16 protein-coding genes are annotated in these 17,039 nt (G+C 38.8%); 12 read left to right on the forward strand and 4 right to left on the reverse strand.

The genetic code is table 11. The features are described 5' to 3' along the window. Nucleotides 1-85: 85 nt before the first annotated feature. From GJU41_RS21370 to mle, 4 genes are all read left to right on the forward strand, one after another. A complete protein-coding gene (locus GJU41_RS21370) occupies nt 86-793 on the forward strand; it encodes a type II toxin-antitoxin system PemK/MazF family toxin (RefSeq protein WP_154319519.1) in 708 nt (235 codons plus the stop codon). Between the two features lie 206 nt (nt 794-999). Further along, nucleotides 1,000-2,229, forward strand: a complete 1,230-nt coding sequence (locus GJU41_RS21375) for a hypothetical protein (protein ID WP_154319520.1) — start codon at nt 1,000-1,002, stop codon at nt 2,227-2,229. Next, entirely contained in the window at nt 2,222-3,247 is a 1,026-nt protein-coding gene (locus tag GJU41_RS21380) for a hypothetical protein (RefSeq protein ID WP_154319521.1), read from the forward strand. Before GJU41_RS21375 ends, GJU41_RS21380 begins: the two co-directional genes overlap by 8 nt. Before the next feature lie 554 nt (nt 3,248-3,801). Next, nucleotides 3,802-4,647, forward strand: coding sequence for an alpha/beta fold macrolide esterase (gene mle / locus GJU41_RS21385; protein ID WP_154319522.1), 846 nt, complete (start codon nt 3,802-3,804; stop codon nt 4,645-4,647). A gap of 186 nt (nt 4,648-4,833) precedes the next feature. Here the strand turns inward: mle and guaC are convergent, their stop codons facing one another. Then, nucleotides 4,834-5,817, reverse strand: a complete 984-nt coding sequence (gene guaC, locus GJU41_RS21390; protein ID WP_070878636.1) for a GMP reductase — start codon at nt 5,815-5,817, stop codon at nt 4,834-4,836. A 256-nt stretch (nt 5,818-6,073) separates the two neighbouring features. On the opposite strand from guaC, the gene safA reads away from it, so the two are divergent. The 3 genes from safA (at nt 6,074) to GJU41_RS21405 (ending at nt 8,838) form a co-directional block, all read left to right on the forward strand. Further along, nucleotides 6,074-6,694 (forward strand): SafA/ExsA family spore coat assembly protein, encoded by a 621-nt coding sequence (gene safA / locus GJU41_RS21395; protein ID WP_083328334.1) that lies wholly within the window; start codon nt 6,074-6,076, stop codon nt 6,692-6,694. Between the two features lie 439 nt (nt 6,695-7,133). Next, nucleotides 7,134-8,282, forward strand: coding sequence for an AI-2E family transporter (locus GJU41_RS21400; protein ID WP_070878639.1), 1,149 nt, complete (start codon nt 7,134-7,136; stop codon nt 8,280-8,282). Between the two features lie 130 nt (nt 8,283-8,412). Then, the gene (locus tag GJU41_RS21405) at nt 8,413-8,838 is read left to right on the forward strand and encodes an organic hydroperoxide resistance protein (protein ID WP_070878641.1); all 426 of its coding nucleotides are present in this window, start codon (nt 8,413-8,415) and stop codon (nt 8,836-8,838) included. 47 nt (nt 8,839-8,885) lie between these two features. On the opposite strand, the gene GJU41_RS21410 is transcribed toward GJU41_RS21405, so the two are convergent. Both GJU41_RS21410 and GJU41_RS21415 read right to left on the reverse strand, forming a co-directional pair. Continuing rightward, nucleotides 8,886-9,893, reverse strand: coding sequence for an HAAS signaling domain-containing protein (locus tag GJU41_RS21410; RefSeq protein ID WP_070878643.1), 1,008 nt, complete (start codon nt 9,891-9,893; stop codon nt 8,886-8,888). A 4-nt stretch (nt 9,894-9,897) separates the two neighbouring features. Continuing rightward, the gene (locus GJU41_RS21415) at nt 9,898-10,227 is read right to left on the reverse strand and encodes a PadR family transcriptional regulator (RefSeq protein WP_070878645.1); all 330 of its coding nucleotides are present in this window, start codon (nt 10,225-10,227) and stop codon (nt 9,898-9,900) included. A gap of 196 nt (nt 10,228-10,423) precedes the next feature. Here GJU41_RS21415 and GJU41_RS21420 point away from each other — a divergent pair, with 196 nt between their 5' ends. Together GJU41_RS21420 and GJU41_RS21425 are read left to right on the forward strand one after the other, a co-directional pair. Beyond that, nucleotides 10,424-11,353 (forward strand): ring-cleaving dioxygenase, encoded by a 930-nt coding sequence (locus tag GJU41_RS21420; protein ID WP_070878647.1) that lies wholly within the window; start codon nt 10,424-10,426, stop codon nt 11,351-11,353. Nucleotides 11,354-11,365: 12 nt separating this feature from the next. Continuing rightward, on the forward strand, nt 11,366-11,974 hold the full coding sequence (locus GJU41_RS21425) for a flavin reductase family protein (protein ID WP_070878648.1): 609 nt from the start codon (nt 11,366-11,368) through the stop codon (nt 11,972-11,974). Nucleotides 11,975-12,050: 76 nt separating this feature from the next. Here the strand turns inward: GJU41_RS21425 and GJU41_RS21430 are convergent, their stop codons facing one another. Next, complete coding sequence (locus tag GJU41_RS21430; RefSeq protein ID WP_070878650.1) at nt 12,051-12,548, reverse strand: GNAT family N-acetyltransferase; 498 nt, start codon at nt 12,546-12,548, stop codon at nt 12,051-12,053. 184 nt (nt 12,549-12,732) lie between these two features. Here GJU41_RS21430 and GJU41_RS21435 point away from each other — a divergent pair, with 184 nt between their 5' ends. The 3 genes from GJU41_RS21435 to GJU41_RS21445 are packed head-to-tail and all read left to right on the forward strand — an operon-like array spanning nt 12,733 to nt 17,039. Then, a complete protein-coding gene (locus GJU41_RS21435; RefSeq protein ID WP_154319524.1) occupies nt 12,733-14,481 on the forward strand; it encodes a PTS mannitol transporter subunit IIBC in 1,749 nt (582 codons plus the stop codon). A gap of 29 nt (nt 14,482-14,510) precedes the next feature. Next, nucleotides 14,511-16,592, forward strand: coding sequence for a BglG family transcription antiterminator (locus GJU41_RS21440; protein ID WP_170292879.1), 2,082 nt, complete (start codon nt 14,511-14,513; stop codon nt 16,590-16,592). A gap of 12 nt (nt 16,593-16,604) precedes the next feature. Then, nucleotides 16,605-17,039 (forward strand): PTS mannitol transporter subunit IIA, encoded by a 435-nt coding sequence (locus GJU41_RS21445; RefSeq protein WP_070878655.1) that lies wholly within the window; start codon nt 16,605-16,607, stop codon nt 17,037-17,039.

Genomic DNA, 17,039 nt, shown 5'->3' on the forward strand with positions numbered 1-17,039 from the left:
TAAATATATGATAATTTCCCTAATATTGTATTCATATCATATACATTAAGATAAAATAGAATAATATTAATAAGGGGGAGCAGGAATGAAGAAATTAAATAAAAAAGAATATAAGATACAGTTGGATGAAATAAAAGATATTAGTCCTATTCCACAGCTTAAAAGTGATCCAAATAGATTATTAGAATTTAAATTGTTATTAGATCAATTATTTAAAATAATGGTAGATTACAAATTAGATTATGGTATGAAATGGTTACTAGGATTGGAAAGCTATATTCATGATAAAGAGAATAGGCCAACAAAATTCAATAAACATTTGGAAAGAGGTCATGTAATTCTAGTTGAGTTATTTGGTCATTATAATAGAGAGCTCACTTTTGAGCATCCTGCGGTTGTTTTATATGATGAAATGACAGATGAGGGAAAAGGAGAAGGGTGGATTCTAATAGCACCCATTTCAACTCCATCATATGGTAATAATAATCCTTTACATATCGATTTAGATGAAAACGATGGCTTAAAACATGAATGTGCAGCTAGAGTTGATTCAATTAAAGTAATTGATAAAAGAAGAGTTCTATATCAATATTCTAAAGATGAGCAGAATGTGAAGATAAGACATAATAAATTAGATGAGATTGATCAAGCAATATTAGAGAATTATTTACCGAATACATTCACCAAAAATAAAGATTTAAAAATTGCATTAGAAAATGAAAGGAACAATCATAACAAAACTAAAGCTGAGCTAGAATTGTTAAAACAACAAGTTAGAGTACCAACCACTTAAAAATACTTGATTTTTAGTGTTAAAAGATGTATAATTTAGCCAATAAGTCATATAATTACTTTGGGCCATAGCGCCCCGCGCAACTGAGCGCAGCTTCAAGCGAAAAGAGTTTTGGGTTGTAAACGCCCCGCGCAACTGAGCGCACATAAAAGTCCTCACTACTAAAGTGGGGACTTTTATTTTACTATTTAGGAGTTGAGAACACCTTGCACAATTGGAAGTCTAGAGATAAGGTTTTTGGATACTTAGAAGATTATACAAATGTTGTTAAGGATCAAATTGATTCAGGTAAAACCCAAAATACTCTATTGAAGTCTTATGTATTTGAGAATTTTAATGAGAACTTAACTGAGCCTAATAAGAATGAAAATAAAAATAACTTATTTATAGATAATTTCGTTTTATCTAATTATATTGAGCATGAACAAATTGATGAAAACTTATATTCATTATCGAGATTAAAAGAAACTATTGGTTTCGTTGAAAAAATAGATAGTAGATTTTCTGTGATTTATTCAATAGATAATGCACGTAAATCTGATGCACTTGCAAATTCTTTAATCAAAAAAAACCCATCATTAGATTCTCTTTGGATTTCTGGAAGAATGTTCGATTCGTTTTTAAATAAAATTAGAACGATGCACTCACCTAATCGATACATAAAAATGAAATTTGAATTTGATGCTTTTTTTGAAATTCCTCAGTTAAATAATATAACAAATGACAATATTTTGTTGGACGATGCTTTCTTTGATGAAAAAAGAGTTACTACTATTACGATTAATAAAGAAGCACGTGAAATGGACGTTAATATAAAAAAAATAAGAGATATTTTCCCTGAATTTTACTCTGTTTCTCTTTTAAAGCTTCCAAGTTTAATAGGAAAAGGTGGTCATGAATTTTATCAAAATGGAAAAGTTACTAACCGATCAAATAGCTTTAAGGATCACCGTACTCAAATTATAGATGTAGTAAGAGATTACAAAAATGTAACTGAAATTTTAGAAGATAATGTTTGGATAAATTTTGAAACAATTAAGACTATAGATTCAAAACAATCCATAGGGTTTCAAGGAACTCCAGTTGTTTTTAAATTTAGCAATCCATTAAAAATAACTACTTTTTCTAATTTTGTGAATTATACTTTTGAAAAAGGAAAACCTCCATTTAGGATATTAGGTAATCCTATCTGGATAAATGAACAAAGAGTTCACATATACGGTTTAGATTTACATATCTGGCAAGAAGTTATGTTAGATATGTCACCTGATGAATTTACAGTATTTATCCCTAGAGGAACTTGTGGAAATACGATACACCGTTTAGTTACTAATATACAAAGGTTTTTAGATCCAGGTGTGCAAGTGTTTGTTGGAAATAAAAAATACGACGATTTTATTTCAGATGTTATACAAGGAAGTGGTTTAAATGAGTGATCATATCCTTACACCTTTGCAGCAACTGAATCTATTTATTCATATGAGTTTAGATTACCCTGACGATTCTTTATTTTATCCTTATCTGCAAAGAAAAGGTATTAAAATTAAAGTGATTGGACAGCAAGTGCCTGTACCATCATTAGTACGAACAAAATTTAAAGAAAAATATAATACTAAGATAAATCAAATTGTAGAACCTGAAATTATATTCGAGAATACAACAACGGGTGACATTATTCTTTTAGAGTGTAAGACATCTTCATTTTCTAACAATTTAGAAGACAGAGGTGCAAAACAAGCATTAGGTTACCTAAGTCTCGAAAATAATACTTTGAGACAATATTTGGGTTTAAGTACGGAATCAACTAAAGTTAATGATTTAAAGGTCTTGTATTCAACAAATAATAAATATATTGAAGAATTAGATATTGTCCTTGATAATTTAAATCAAAAATTAATAGGGATTACTGGTAATCTGGATTATGAAGTAATAGGTATAGAAACAAATAGTAATGGTATTTATATAAATCTCAATGAGAACCAAGGAAGTAAGAAAATAAAAATTTCTAAAATTGCACCTGGAAACATAAATGGTTCTGTAATGTATATTATTCCATTAGATCCAAGTATAAATTTTAAAGATGAATACGGACTAAAGGTTATTGAGGAGAAGATAAAAACTACTCTTCTAATATCAATGGGGAGAATGGCTGGTATAAAGGATTATCAATTTTCAGTGTCTGATGTATGTAATAGAATTATACCAGTGTGGGATATTTGGTCACCAAAAGCTAAAAAAAAGGTTAAAAGGCTAGTAATTAGATTTCTTAAACGAATAATTGGTGAAATGAAGGAAAAAAAGTTAAATGTTGATTTTGATGGAGTATATGTAAAGGTATATAAATGTGATCAAAATACAGCAGATAAATTAAGAATATATTTAAAGTCAATCCAATTCAATGATGTCTTTAACGAAACTGAACAAATAGAGATGGGAGAATTTATTGATTTATAGTTTTTTATTTCTTTTAATAATTACACTATGTTTTTAAAAGTGTGAAAAATATCAAGTGAAAAAAGTAAAATAGGAAATCAAACATCTTTGTTTTTAAAATTAAACATCTTTATTTTTAAAAGGTCGAGTTATGTGCTACAAATCTTTGTGGGAATTAAACGACTTTATATAATCGAAATAGTAAATTGGAACGTTGTTATGTTGTATTGCGCAACTATTTTTAAACATCTTTATTTTTTTTACTCAAGAAATGAATAGGGGTTTTTTGTAACCTTCCTAAGAGTGGGGGAGCTGAGTATGAAGGAGGATAGATAACCATCTCGCATAGTAAAATACCTCCGACTAAGGATTCATGTAAAATTAAGGAAAAAATCGTAAAATTAATGTGTGGGTAATGCCATAAATCAATGATGAAAAGGAGGCCGTCACGCCATGATTATCAAATGGATCAAACAAAGATAATTCAAGGTGCAGGCCAAAACTCCGTTGAGAGGTTATTGATCTGCGCCTCACAAAGCGCTAAGTAAAAATAAAAATAACGGAGGATTTAAAACATGAACGAACAATTGTTGAATATAAACCAGGTCGAAATTTATACAGAAAGCTTTGGAAACCCCGGTGACCCTGCGGTACTTTTGATTATGGGGGCTATGTCCTCACTGGACTGGTGGGATGAGGAATTTTGTCAGCTTCTTGCTGAAGAGGGGAGATTCGTCATCCGATACGATCATCGTGATCTTGGAAGATCAACGGTTTACGAACCAGGGACGTCCCATTATACGATCACAGATCTGGCAGATGATGCCATTGGTATCCTGGATGCCTATTCGATCGAAAAGGCTCATATCACAGGCATGTCTCTAGGCGGGATGATTGGCCAGATTATGGCTGTAAAGAATCCGGAACGTGTCCGGACTCTGACGATCATCGCATCAAGTGTATTCGGAACAGAACAAGCGGAACTTCCGCAGATGGATCAGCGCATTTTGGATTATCATGCAAAAAGTGCATCAATCGACTGGTCAAACCGGGAATCATCCATCTCTTATCTCGCAGAAGGATGGAAGGTACTCTCTGGTGCCAAGTCTTTTGAAAAAGAAAGAATGTATCTTCTGGCGGAAAGAGAGTACAGCCGCGCGAAACAAATACAAAGCCGTTTCAATTATGTTCTCCTTGGCGGCGGTGAGGATTACTTGGATCGTATGGGAGAGATAGACGTACCGTCTGTTATCATTCATGGAACAGATGACCCGGCCCTTCCATTTGAACATGGCCTGGCTCTTGCAAAAGCCATTCCACATGCAGAAATTGTGACGCTTGAAGGAACAGGGCATGAAATTCATACGGAAGACTGGGGCAAAATCATTGAGTCAGTCATAAAGGTCAGTTCCACCCAATAAAAGAATGAAGGAAATGAAGCAGCCGTAGTGGAAAGATGACGTCTGCTGCTTTTTTTTTGCACGCATGAATTTTAATAAAGCTTTTCCATCCGGTCTTTGTATAAGGAAATCGCAAGAAAAACGTGTAACTGAGATACCCGGCTAACAGAAAAAGGAGCAAGGCTTCGAAGCCTTGCTCCTTTACTATTAATAAACCTTGTCCCCATTAAAAATCGAGTTCTTAACTACTACATAATCAACTGTACGGATAGCATCGAGTTTGTTTCCGCCTGCATAAGAGATGGATGATTGAAGATCCTGCTCCATTTCAGTCAGTGTATCTTTTAAAGCGCCTTTATGTTCCACGTACATTTTCTTGCCTTCTACGTTTTTCTTTTCGCCTTTTTGGAACTCGGAAGCTGATCCGAAGTATTCTTTGTAAAGCTTTCCGTCCATTTCAATTGTTTCACCAGGAGATTCCTCGTGGCCTGCGAACAGGGAACCGATCATCACCATTGATGCTCCGAATCGAACAGACTTCGCAATATCTCCATGAGTGCGGATGCCGCCGTCAGCAATGATTGGTTTCGTTGCTGCTTTTGCACACCAGCGAAGTGCAGCTAATTGCCAGCCGCCTGTACCAAAGCCAGTTTTTATTTTCGTGATGCATACTTTACCAGGTCCAATGCCTACTTTTGTTGCATCTGCACCGGCATGCTCAAGCTCTCTTACCGCTTCTGGAGTGCCGACGTTTCCAGCAATAACAAAGCTTTCAGGAAGATGTTTCTTGATGTGCTTGATCATTTCAATAACCGCATTTGAGTGGCCGTGGGCAATGTCGATCGTAATATAGTCCGGCACTAGGTTTTCAGCAGCTAATTCCTCTATAAAACCATACTCTTCTTCTTTTACACCAACACTGATCGAAGCGATTAAGCCGCGTGATTTCATATCTTGAATAAATGAGCTTCTTTTCTCCGGCTGGAAGCGGTGCATGATATAGAAATAACCATTTTCCGCTAAGTTCACAGCAATTCTTTCATCTATAATCGTCTGCATATTGGCAGGTACAACTGGCAGCTTGAATGTATGTTTTCCTAAAGCAATCGTTGTGTCACACTCTGAACGGCTGTTTACTACACATTTTGCAGGTATTAACTGAATATCTTCATAATCAAATACGTTTTCCATCTAAAATACACCCCTAAATACGAATGTTATTGTTAAATACTAATTTAATTGTTCGTCCATTTGGTACTTTACATCATTTGTATATGAATGTCAAAGATTTTTGCAGAAAAAAACGAAGAATAGTGATTTATCTTTTTCTTTTTAAGAAAGCCTTTTCAAAAAACAGACAGATCTATTTTGGAGAAAAAGTCAAACGCTTTTTTTCGGTAAATACTACCGCTATTCTTCTAATCTAGTATTCGTATAAAATAAAACTATGAAAACATTAAAATCTTTTTCAGTTATGTTGTTGGTTGTCGCTCTAGCCTTTGGATTCAGCAGTCAAGCAAGTGCTGCAAGTACATATACCGTTAAAAGCGGTGACACGATGTGGAAAATTGCATCGAAATATCAGGTTGGCGTTCCTGAATTGATTAAAGCCAATCCAAATGTTAAGAATGCTAATATGATCTATCCTGGCCAATCTCTTAACATCCCTTCTGGAAGCGCTTATCAAAGTATGGAAAGCGAAGTGGTCACGCTTGTCAATAAAGAGCGTGCGAAATACGGTTTAAAGCCGCTTACCGCTAACTGGGAAGTTGCCCGTGTTGCAAGATACAAGTCAGAAGATATGCGTGACAAAAACTACTTCAGTCACACATCGCCTACATACGGTTCTCCATTTGATATGATGAAGAGCTTTGGCATTCAGTACAGCTATGCCGGAGAAAATATCGCAGCCGGTCAAACAACTGCACAAAGCGTTGTAACAGCCTGGATGAACAGTGAAGGACACCGCAAGAACATTCTGTCTTCTAATTTCAAAGAAATTGGCGTAGGCTACGCTAAAGGCGGATCTTACGGCCATTACTGGACGCAAATGTTTATCAGCAAATAATAAGAAGGAGGATCAGGGACAATCCGGACTGGATTGTCCTTTTTGCTGTCTTTGAAAAGTGCTCTGAGTATAATTTGGGGCTGTCTTGGTGATCAAAAGTGAGCGTCGATATGGAGTTTGGAGTTTGCAGCAGCAAGAAAGCAGACACGCTGCAGGGAAGTGCGACAAAATAGAGTTTGCAGCAGCAAGAAGGCTCACCCACTGCAGAGAAGTGCGACAAAATAGTGTTTGCAGCACCAAAAGACCCTTCCGCTGTAAAGAAGTTGAGTGAACGATCAGATATTATGGATCAAAGGAGCCCAATAAGTCCTCAAAATCAGTAAAAGATCGGTTTTATGGAATCAACCGCTGGTCCTATTTTCATTTTTCAAAAAAAGCCTCTATAATAAGCTTAGATAGTGTTTCTATCTGAGTGCATAGAGAGAAAAGGAGGACACTCATGAAACCGGTAAATCCCAGAGTAGGGACGTTTAAAAGGTTTATCCTTAATAATAGATTTGTTCTGTTTCTTCTGATTTTGCTTCTGATCGGATTGAACATTCTTGTCTTTATGAAAGTATCTTTTATTTTCACACCGATTGAGGTATTAATTAAAACGATTCTGCTGCCGATTATTCTTGCAGCCATTGTTTATTATCTATTAAATCCGGTTGTCGATTTTTTTGAAAGAAGAGGCATTAGAAGAATCTATACAATCCTGGTCCTTTTCATTGTGATTATTGGATTGCTGACCATTCTGATTGTGTCAGTTATCCCGTTTCTTAAGGAACAGGTAATGAGTCTGATAAAAAGCTTTCCGCAATATACAAGCGATGTTGAGCAGCTGGTGAAAGATGTTGTCGGAAGTGACTTTGTAAATCAGGCGCAGAAGACACTGAACATCAACGTTGCAGATCTATCCAAGCAAATTTCTGATCAGGCCTCAACCATTATAGATAATATGTTTGCTGGCATCGGGAATATCGTTGGAATCGTAAAGGATTTTATTCTTGCGCTTGTCACGCTGCCATTTATTTTGTTTTATCTTTTGAAAGACGGCAAAAAGATTGGACCGTATGTTCTTAAGTTTATGCCGGTTACATTCCGGGGCTCAACATATAAGGTCATGCATGAAATGAATAATCAAATCAGTTCTTATATTAGAGGACAGATCATTGTGAGTTTTTGCATCGGTGCCCTGATGTACATAGGGTTTCTGATTATTGGCATGGAGTATGCCTCGCTTCTAGCTCTAATTGCAGCTTTTACAAGCGTTGTTCCATACTTAGGACCGGCGATTGCAATCACACCTGCATTCATCATTGCGCTTGTTACATCACCATTTATGGTGCTCAAATTGATAATTGTGTGGACAATTGTCCAATTAGTAGAAGGTAAGTTTATTTCCCCTCAAATCATGGGACGGAATCTGCATATTCACCCGATTACCATCATTTTCGTGATTCTGACAGCAGGAAATTTATTCGGAGTAGTCGGCATTATTCTTGCTGTGCCGGGCTATGCGGTATTGAAAGTGATCGTGACTCATCTTTTCGAATGGATGAAGATCCGCAGCAACATGTATGAACAAAGAGATCAAAAAAGCTGATGGACAGGCATTTCTTCATGAAGAAGGAGTGCTTTTTTAGTTCATAAACCCATTTAGACGCATATTAAGGTGAAAACAGGGTAAATAAAATAGAGCAAGAAAAATTTACATATGAAAGGGAGTATGGACCATGTCAGAAGCATTATTTACTACATCTGTTACAGCAGTAGGCGGAAGAGAAGGGAAAGTCCACTCATCAAATGACGTCATCAACATGGATATTGCTATGCCGGGTTCGCCGCGAGCGGAAAAAATGCCTCAAGCTACAAATCCGGAGCAGCTGTTCGCAGCTGGATATGCCGCATGTTTTGATGGGGCCCTGCAGCTTATGGCCAGAAATGAAAAAGTGAAATTTGAATCTGAGGTAACGGCTAATGTAAGCTTTCTAAAAGATGAGGCTGACGGCGGCTTCAAATTAGCCGTAAAACTAGACGTAAAAGGGACAGGCATTGAAAAAGGTCAATTAGAAGACCTTGTTCACAAGGCTCACGAGTTCTGCCCTTATTCTAAAGCAACAAGAGGGAATATTGATGTGACGCTTGAGGCGATTGTTTAAATAAGAGGTAAAAAGGTGTTTACCACAGGGTAAACACCTTTTGCTTGTTAAAGAATATTCTTTCGGCTGTTTCTGAACCCTTTTGCCACATCCACTATTGAATAGAGAATGACGATGGCAGCTGAAGCCCAGATCCATTGGGACCAAACCTCATCGTAATTATCAGGCTGTACTCCAATTAAACCCATCGACAGGCTGATAAAATCTTGATTGAAAAGCTCTGGATTCAGGAGCATGATGCAGTAAAAGCTGCAGAAAACGAGATTGCTGAGAGCATTGATCCAAGAGAGCCCTTTGTTCCATCTGCCTGAATAAAGCTTGTAGATTGCTATAAACATTTCTATTGCAAATATGACAGCAATGCCGGGGAGATACATTTTAAGAATATCTGCTTGAAATAGAGGGGCTGCAAGTTTAAGGTCTTCAAGACCTGTTCCCGCCTTTGTATACCAGCCAAGCAGATTCGATGCGTTCAAAAAGATTGAAGCCCACAGTACCGTAAAAAACAATTCGAAAATGGGTTCAGACCTGGGAATCGTTCTTTTAGGAGTATGGGTCAAAGCAAGTAAATCGTCAGGTGTCCATTTATTGCTTTTTACATGATCACATTTAGTTACAGCGCGTTCCATAAAGGCGTAGGTCAGAGTTACCCATGTAAAAACTTGAAAGCTTACCAGAAGGGAGCCGATAAGAATGTCCAGGAAAATAGTCAGCATGAGAGAAAAAATGGATACTTCACTCTGATGCTGGATGATGCCATCAAAAAATCTGGATAAAAAGGTGATGCACAATGCAGCAACAAGGGAGATTTTCATGACGTACAGATAGGAATTATACAAAACAGGGCCGATTAAATAATTAGGTTTATCTGAGTATTTTTGTGCCATGTCAGAGGGATTTCCAAGTTTAGTCAGTACCTTTTTTACATCTTCTTCGGAATAGTCCTCCGGTAGCATATCTTCAATATTTGAGCGCAGCTCAAGGGCAATATCTTCTTGAGACTTAGCGGGAAGCCTTCTTGTAACCTCATTAATATATAGATGAATCAGATTCACTGAATCATTCCTCCTCTAAAAGCTTTTTCATTTGAGTGGAAGTTCTTAGCCATTCCTCTTTTAGCTGTTCGTACACCTCTCTTCCAAAATCGCTCAGTTTGTAATACTTTCTTGGCCGAGTCTCTGTCAGTTCCCATTCACTTATAAGGAGTTCTTGTTTTTCCAGTCTGCGGAGTAAGGGGTAGAGAGTGCTTTGATCGATGATAATGTTATTTTTTTCAAGAAGCTGGACGAGAGAATATCCGTATTGAGGTGATTGAAGCTTGCTGAGGACTGCGATTGTAAGGGTTCCTCTTCTTAGTTCAGTGGTTAACGAGTTCAGTAATTCATTCATATGACACCTCCAATATTATAATAGTGTGCGACGTACAGTATTGTTAATAAATTAGTATAAAATTTTGGAAAATGGGCAATTCATTGACATGTGTAATCAAATGAATTAAAATTATCTTGAATTCGAGATATTTATGAGCATAGGTTTTATATAGATGATTTGTGAGAAGATACAACTTAAAAAGGAGAGATTTTCAATGACTATGAAAACAGCAGGCATTCACCATATTACGGCAATCGTTGGTCATCCCCAGGAAAATGCGGACTTTTATGCAGGAATTCTTGGCTTGAGACTGGTAAAGCAAACAATCAATTTTGATGATCCCGGCACGTATCATCTTTATTTTGGAGACGAAGCTGGTAAACCTGGAACGATTATTACGTTTTTTCCTTGGCCTGATGCATATCAGGGGAAAATCGGTGACGGTCAGGTTGGAGTCACTTCATATGTTGTTCCAAAAGGTGCATTGAGCTTTTGGGAAGCAAGACTTGAAAAGATGAATGTATCATTTTCAAAAATGGAACGGTTCGGTGAGCAGTATCTGCTGTTTGATGATCCGCATGGTCTGCACCTTGAAATTGTTGAGCGGGAAGAGGGAGAACCAAACACGTGGGAGTTTGGCGGGGTTACATCTGATGTTGCGATAAAAGGGTTTGGTGGAGCAACTCTCTTATCTGCCCAGCCTGAGAAAACGGCGGAACTGCTGGAAACCATCATGGGATTTGAAAAAATCGGCCAGGAAGGAGATTTTACCCGTTTTCGCTCAACAGGTGAGATTGGAAATGTGATTGATTTAAAAATGAGTCCAATCGGCCGCGGGAAAATGGGAGTCGGAACGGTGCATCATATTGCGTTCCGCGCAAAAAATGATGAGGATCAGCTTCAGTGGCAAAAGCATGTAGCTAACGGCGGATATCAAGTCACTCCTGTACAGGACCGTCAATATTTTAATGCGATCTATTTCAGAGAACACGGCGAAATCCTGTTTGAAATTGCGACAGATCCTCCGGGTTTTGCACATGATGAAGAGACGCTTGGAGAAAAGCTGATGCTGCCAGAATGGTATGAGGCGCAAAGAGAAAAAATTAAAAAAGTACTTGCTCCATTTACAATTAGAGAGCTGTAAGGAGGAATGACAGTGCTGAGCATTGATCCAGCTGCCAATACAGAGAGGGAAAATTATAAACTTTTAACCGGAAGCATTATTCCAAGACCGATTGCATTTATCACTTCACTTGCAGAAGACGGAACATTAAACGGAGCACCGTTCAGCTACTTTAATATTGTTTCCGCCAATCCTCCGATGATTTCAGTATCTGTTCAAAGGAGCGGGGGAATTCAAAAGGATACTGCCAGAAATATCAGAAGCCTGAAAGAATTTGCCGTTCACATTGTGGATGACGGCAATGTTGAAAAAATCAATATCACGGCAGCCAGCCTCAAGCCGGACCAAAGTGAGGTAGAGTTAGCGCAATTAACGCCTGTTGAAAGCAGCAGGATTGCTGTACCCGGTATCAAAGAAGCCAAAGTGCGCATGGAATGTGTACTCGAACAAGTGATTGAGCTCGGCGGGGACGATTTGCCAGGATGCGATTTGATCATCGGGAAAATTGTTCAATTTCATGTTGAAGACAGCATCTATGAAAAAGGAAGAATTGATCCTGAGGGACTTAGAGCTGTCAGCAGACTTGCGGGAAATGACTATGCAAGAGTCGGAGAAGTATTTTCAATTGAACGGCCAATATGAAAAACGGACCAAATACTGGTCCGTTTTTGTGTTGGCAAATACCTTGATTTAGGCGGAGAAACAGAAAAAAGCCCGTTCATAAAAATAAAACCATATGATCCTCATCATAATAAATGCCATCAGCTTTCAGCGCTCTTTTTTCATGCCCATAAACCGTGAAGCCAAATGAAATGTACAGCTGCTTGGCTGACTGATTTGTGCTCACTACAGATAACTGAAGCTGCTCTGTATCCTCAAGCGCCTGTGCTTTTATTACCACTTCAGACATCAGCTTTTTTCCGATGCCGCTTCCGCGATATGGAGGAGAGACATACATCGCAAAAATTGAAGCTTTATGCTTAAGCTTGACCTTCATTTCTTTTACTAATGAGACGACACCGGCAAGTTCGTCATTTTCAAAAGCGCCAAATGTAAAGGCAGTATCTGATTCAAGTCTCGATTTGAAAAGATCAATCGGATAAAGATGTTCTTCCTCATAGCTTGATCCAAATGCTTCAGGATTGTTTTTTAAGCCTTCCAGACGAATGTTCCGGTAAAGGTTTGCATCATGTCTGTTCAGGAGTCGGATGTTCATGGGCACCTCCAGAATTGTTTTCTTATAGTTTACTAGTCAGTAAGCGTTTGTACCAATCTTTTTATTGTTGGCAACAGTACATATGACAAAGTTGGGTTTTCTTTAAATTGTAGGGAGAAGGGATGAGTCGTAAGATAGAGATATAAAGTTTAAACGCTTTCAATTCAGCGGGGAGGTTAACGATATGTCAAACCAAAACAATTCAGATATAAAGGTTCGCATTCAGCGCTTTGGAAGTCACTTAAGCGGAATGATTATGCCGAACATTGCAGCATTCATCGCTTGGGGGCTGATCACAGCTCTATTTATTCCAACAGGCTGGTGGCCGAATAAGGAATTGGCAGAGCTTGTAGGACCGATGATCACTTATCTCCTGCCATTGCTGATCGGATTTACCGGCGGTCGCATGGTTTATGATCTGCGCGGGGGTGTCGTTGGTGCAACGGCAACTATGGGGGTAATCGTAGGTTCAGAAATCCCGATGTTCTTGGGAGCCATGATTATGGGTCCTCTTGGCGGGTATTTAATTAAGAAAGTGGACCAGATGTTCAAGGACAAGGTCAGATCTGGTTTTGAAATGCTTTACAATAACTTTTCAGCAGGGATTTTAGCCGGTCTGTTAACAATTGTGGCTTTTAAAGCCGTTGGACCGCTGGTTTCTGGATTAACGAATATTCTTATCGGCGGAGTAGAAGCAATCGTTTCGGCCGGTCTTCTGCCGCTTGCAAGTGTTTTTGTAGAACCGGCAAAGGTATTGTTCTTAAACAACGCCATCAATCACGGTATTTTCAGCCCGATTGGCATTGAGCAGGCATCCAAAGCAGGCAAATCAATCTTATTCCTGATTGAATCCAACCCTGGACCAGGACTTGGCATTCTGCTTGCCTATATGGTATTTGGAAAAGGCAATGCGAAACAGTCTTCACCTGGTGCAGCGATCATCCATTTCTTTGGGGGAATTCACGAAATCTACTTCCCATACATTTTGATGAAGCCATTGTTAATCTTAGCGGCTATTGCCGGAGGAGCAAGCGGTGTCATGACGTTCATGCTGTTTGATGCAGGACTTGTAGCCACTCCTTCTCCAGGAAGCATCTTTGCTCTATTGGCAATGACACCAAGAGGGAACTTTGCAGGGGTGATTTTAGGGGTAGTGGTTGCTACAGCGATTTCATTCTTAGTAGCGAGTGTTATTTTAAAATCATCAAAATCATCTGATGACGAGAGCATTGAAGCAGCAACAGAGAAAATGCAGCAAATGAAAGGCAAGAAAAGCAGTGTTGCAGACTCACTAGTTGCTGAAAAGAAACCAACTGCAGTAAACGATTATCAAAATGTGCAAAAAGTTGTCTTCGCATGTGATGCAGGCATGGGTTCAAGTGCAATGGGTGCCTCTGTTCTGAAAAATAAAATGAAAAAAGCAGAGCTTGATGTTGATGTTACAAATACAGCAATTGCCCAGCTGCCAAATGATGCAGATGTGGTCATTACTCATAAGGATTTAACAAGCCGTGCAAAAGAAAAATTGCCTAATGCGATTCACCTTTCAGTAGAAAATTTCTTAAACAGTCCGGTTTATGAAAAATTGGTTGGGGATCTGAAGGAAGCCAAGCAGCCGGAGACAGCATCATCTCAAACCGTACAAACACCTGGTATAAATATTGAGAAGGTCATCTTCGCATGTGATGCAGGAATGGGATCGAGTGCAATGGGAGCTTCTGTATTAAAAAATAAGTTCAAAAAAGCAGATCTTGATATTCATGTGACAAACTCGGCGATAAATAATTTGCCAAGTGATGCGGATATTATTATTACGCATAAAGACTTAACGGACCGTGCAAAGGCTAAAGTTCCTCAAGCTGAACATCTTTCAGTTGATAACTTTTTAAACAGCCCTAAATATGATGAACTGGTTCAGCGATTAAAGAAGTAATCCGTTTGCTTAGATAAGCAGGGATGGTGATGAATGTGTATATTACGGCCAGAGAACGGGATATTTTAAAGCAGCTTTTTGAACATCCTGACTTCATTACGGTTCACAAGATTGCTCTGGATGTCGGGGTGAGTTCAAGAACCATTCACCGAGAAATGAAAAAGCTTGAAGATACGCTTGCGAATTACCGGATTGTGATCGAGAAGAAGACAGGGCAAGGAGTGAAGCTGACTGGTCTAAAGGAAGATATAGACCGGCTGCGGAGTGACTTGTCCTCGCAGTCTTCCTATGACTATCTTCAAGATGAGCGGGTGTATTTGCTGATAAGCGAATTGATTCAATCCAGGGAGCAAATGAAGCTCTATGCGCTTGCGTCAAAGCTGCTTGTTTCTGCAGCAACCATCAGTCATGATTTAGACCGGGTGGAGGAAAAAATCAAACCTTATCAGCTTGAATTAGTAAGAAAAAGAGGATTCGGGGTTCAGCTTACAGGGGAAGAAACAGCAAAAAGAAGATTGCTTGAAGCGCTGTTGCTTGAGACGATTGATGAGCAGGAGTTCATTCAGGTTATTGAGAAGGATCCTTTAAGGGAGCCTGAAAGCCAGACGTATTTAGGCTTTTTAAACAGCTGTGATCTTAATAAGGCAGATGATGCATTGAAGCCGATCATCGAAATGATGCCCTATGAAATGGCGGATAACGCTTATTTTTCCCTATTGATTCATTTAAGTGTTGCAGTGAAAAGGCTGACGCAGCAAGAACCAGTGTCGTTCGTAAAAAGTGATGTGCAGGATGTGCTTCAATCTGATGAATTTCAAATGGCAGCACGGATCGGGGAGCAATTAACGAAAGAGTTCAGCGTCTCTATTCCAGAAGAGGAAATCACGCAGATTGCCGTTCATCTTCGAAGAGCGAGAAGACAGAATGAAGATTTCAACTTTGAACAAAGGAATTCTTTAATCTCCCTGCATGTGAAGCAGCTGATTGAATATGTTGCGGATGAACTCGGCACTCCGCTTAGAAACAATCAATCTCTTTACAATGGACTGATTTCACATCTTGAACCGGCATATTACCGGATGAAAGACGGGATCTACACACATAACCCGTTTGCCAAAGAGACAAAGGAGAACTATCCGAAGCTCTATGAGGCTGTAAAAAAAGGACTGGAGCTCGTTTTTCCTTCGCTTGTCTTTCCAGATGATGAAACGGCTTTTGTCGTTCTGCACTTTGGTTCAAGCCTTGAGGAAAGACGACAGGTCTTTTCATATAAAGTATTAATCGTCTGTTCAAGCGGAATTGGCTCCTCCAAGATGCTTGCAACAAGGATACACAAAGAAATACCTGAAATTACGGAAACAGCTTTATCATCGCTGATTGGCTTAAAAAAACTGAATTTGGAAGACTTTGATTTAATCATTTCAACCGTCAGTCTGCCGCTTGATTCTTCTGATTATATTCAGGTCGGACCGCTGCTCTCGGATCATGAAGCTGAAAAAATCCGCGAACGATTAAAAAGCACGCCCAAATCTAAAAAGATGACCAGACATCCAAGCTATGCAGAGGCTTTAGGCGACGTCAACCTGCTTGAAAAAATTGAAGTCTTTGATGAAGCAGCAAAAACCGTTAAAGAGATTCTCAGACATTTCAGAGTCTACCATTTTTCGAATCATGGCAGCCACCGGGACGTTTTATTTTCAGCAGCAGAGGTATTGAAGGAACAAGGTCTCATTACAGATTCGGAAACACTGACATCCGAGCTTTTAAAGAGAGAGGAGCTTGGGGGACTCGGTATTCCGGACTCTTCGGTGGCACTTTATCATTGCCGGGATGCCTGCAATGTTAAGCCGGTTTTCGTTATTTTTAACCTTGAACATCCTTATAAAGTTCCTGGAATGGATAACGGAGAAATTGACATGAAGACCCTTGCGCTGCTGCTTGCACCAAATGATTTTTCTCATACAGGGCTTGAGGTTTTAAGCCTGATCAGTGCGACATTGATCGAAACAGAAGAAAACCTTCAGCTTTTTCAATCAGGCAATGGAACAAAAATGACAGCCGTATTAAATGAAACTTTTCACAAATGGCTTGCACAAAAATTTATAAAATAGGAGAGTGCGACAATGAAAAAAATACTGGACGAGGCAAATATCCTCCTAAATCAAACAATTGGATCAAAAGAAGAAGCGATTCGTTTAACTGGAAAACTGCTGGTTGAGAACGGATATGTAAATGAAGACTATATAGAGAAAATGCTTCATCGTGAAGAGTTATCAACAACTTATATGGGAAATGGCGTTGCGATTCCGCATGGCACGGAAGATGCTAAAAAAGAAGTCAATTACTCTGGAATCTCGATTGTTCAAGTTCCTGAAGGCGTAGACTTCGGTACTGGAGAAGATGCGAAAATTCTGTTTGGAATTGCCGGCAAGGACGGAGAGCATCTAGAGCTTCTTTCTCAAATTGCGATTCTGTGCTCAGAAGAAGAAAATGTTCACAAAATGCTTGAAGTTACCTCAAAACAAGAGCTGATCGCTTTATTTGAAGAGGGGAATTAA

The sequence above is a fragment of the Metabacillus idriensis genome (assembly GCF_009674765.1).
Classification (GTDB): Bacteria; Bacillota; Bacilli; order Bacillales; family Bacillaceae; genus Bacillus_P; species Bacillus_P idriensis.

Bases quoted from the DNA above. Each gene is read 5' to 3' on its own strand.
- GJU41_RS21370 (WP_154319519.1), top strand. From the start codon at position 86: ATGAAGAAATTAAATAAAAAAGAATATAAGATACAGTTGGATGAAATA.
- GJU41_RS21380 (WP_154319521.1), top strand. From the start codon at position 2,222: ATGAGTGATCATATCCTTACACCTTTGCAGCAACTGAATCTATTTATT.
- mle (WP_154319522.1), top strand. From the start codon at position 3,802: ATGAACGAACAATTGTTGAATATAAACCAGGTCGAAATTTATACAGAA.
- guaC (WP_070878636.1), bottom strand. From the start codon at position 5,817: ATGGAAAACGTATTTGATTATGAAGATATTCAGTTAATACCTGCAAAA.
- safA (WP_083328334.1), top strand. From the start codon at position 6,074: ATGAAAACATTAAAATCTTTTTCAGTTATGTTGTTGGTTGTCGCTCTA.
- GJU41_RS21400 (WP_070878639.1), top strand. From the start codon at position 7,134: ATGAAACCGGTAAATCCCAGAGTAGGGACGTTTAAAAGGTTTATCCTT.
- GJU41_RS21405 (WP_070878641.1), top strand. From the start codon at position 8,413: ATGTCAGAAGCATTATTTACTACATCTGTTACAGCAGTAGGCGGAAGA.
- GJU41_RS21415 (WP_070878645.1), bottom strand. From the start codon at position 10,227: ATGAATGAATTACTGAACTCGTTAACCACTGAACTAAGAAGAGGAACC.
- GJU41_RS21420 (WP_070878647.1), top strand. From the start codon at position 10,424: ATGACTATGAAAACAGCAGGCATTCACCATATTACGGCAATCGTTGGT.
- GJU41_RS21430 (WP_070878650.1), bottom strand. From the start codon at position 12,548: ATGAACATCCGACTCCTGAACAGACATGATGCAAACCTTTACCGGAAC.
- GJU41_RS21435 (WP_154319524.1), top strand. From the start codon at position 12,733: ATGTCAAACCAAAACAATTCAGATATAAAGGTTCGCATTCAGCGCTTT.
- GJU41_RS21440 (WP_170292879.1), top strand. From the start codon at position 14,511: ATGAATGTGTATATTACGGCCAGAGAACGGGATATTTTAAAGCAGCTT.
- GJU41_RS21445 (WP_070878655.1), top strand. From the start codon at position 16,605: ATGAAAAAAATACTGGACGAGGCAAATATCCTCCTAAATCAAACAATT.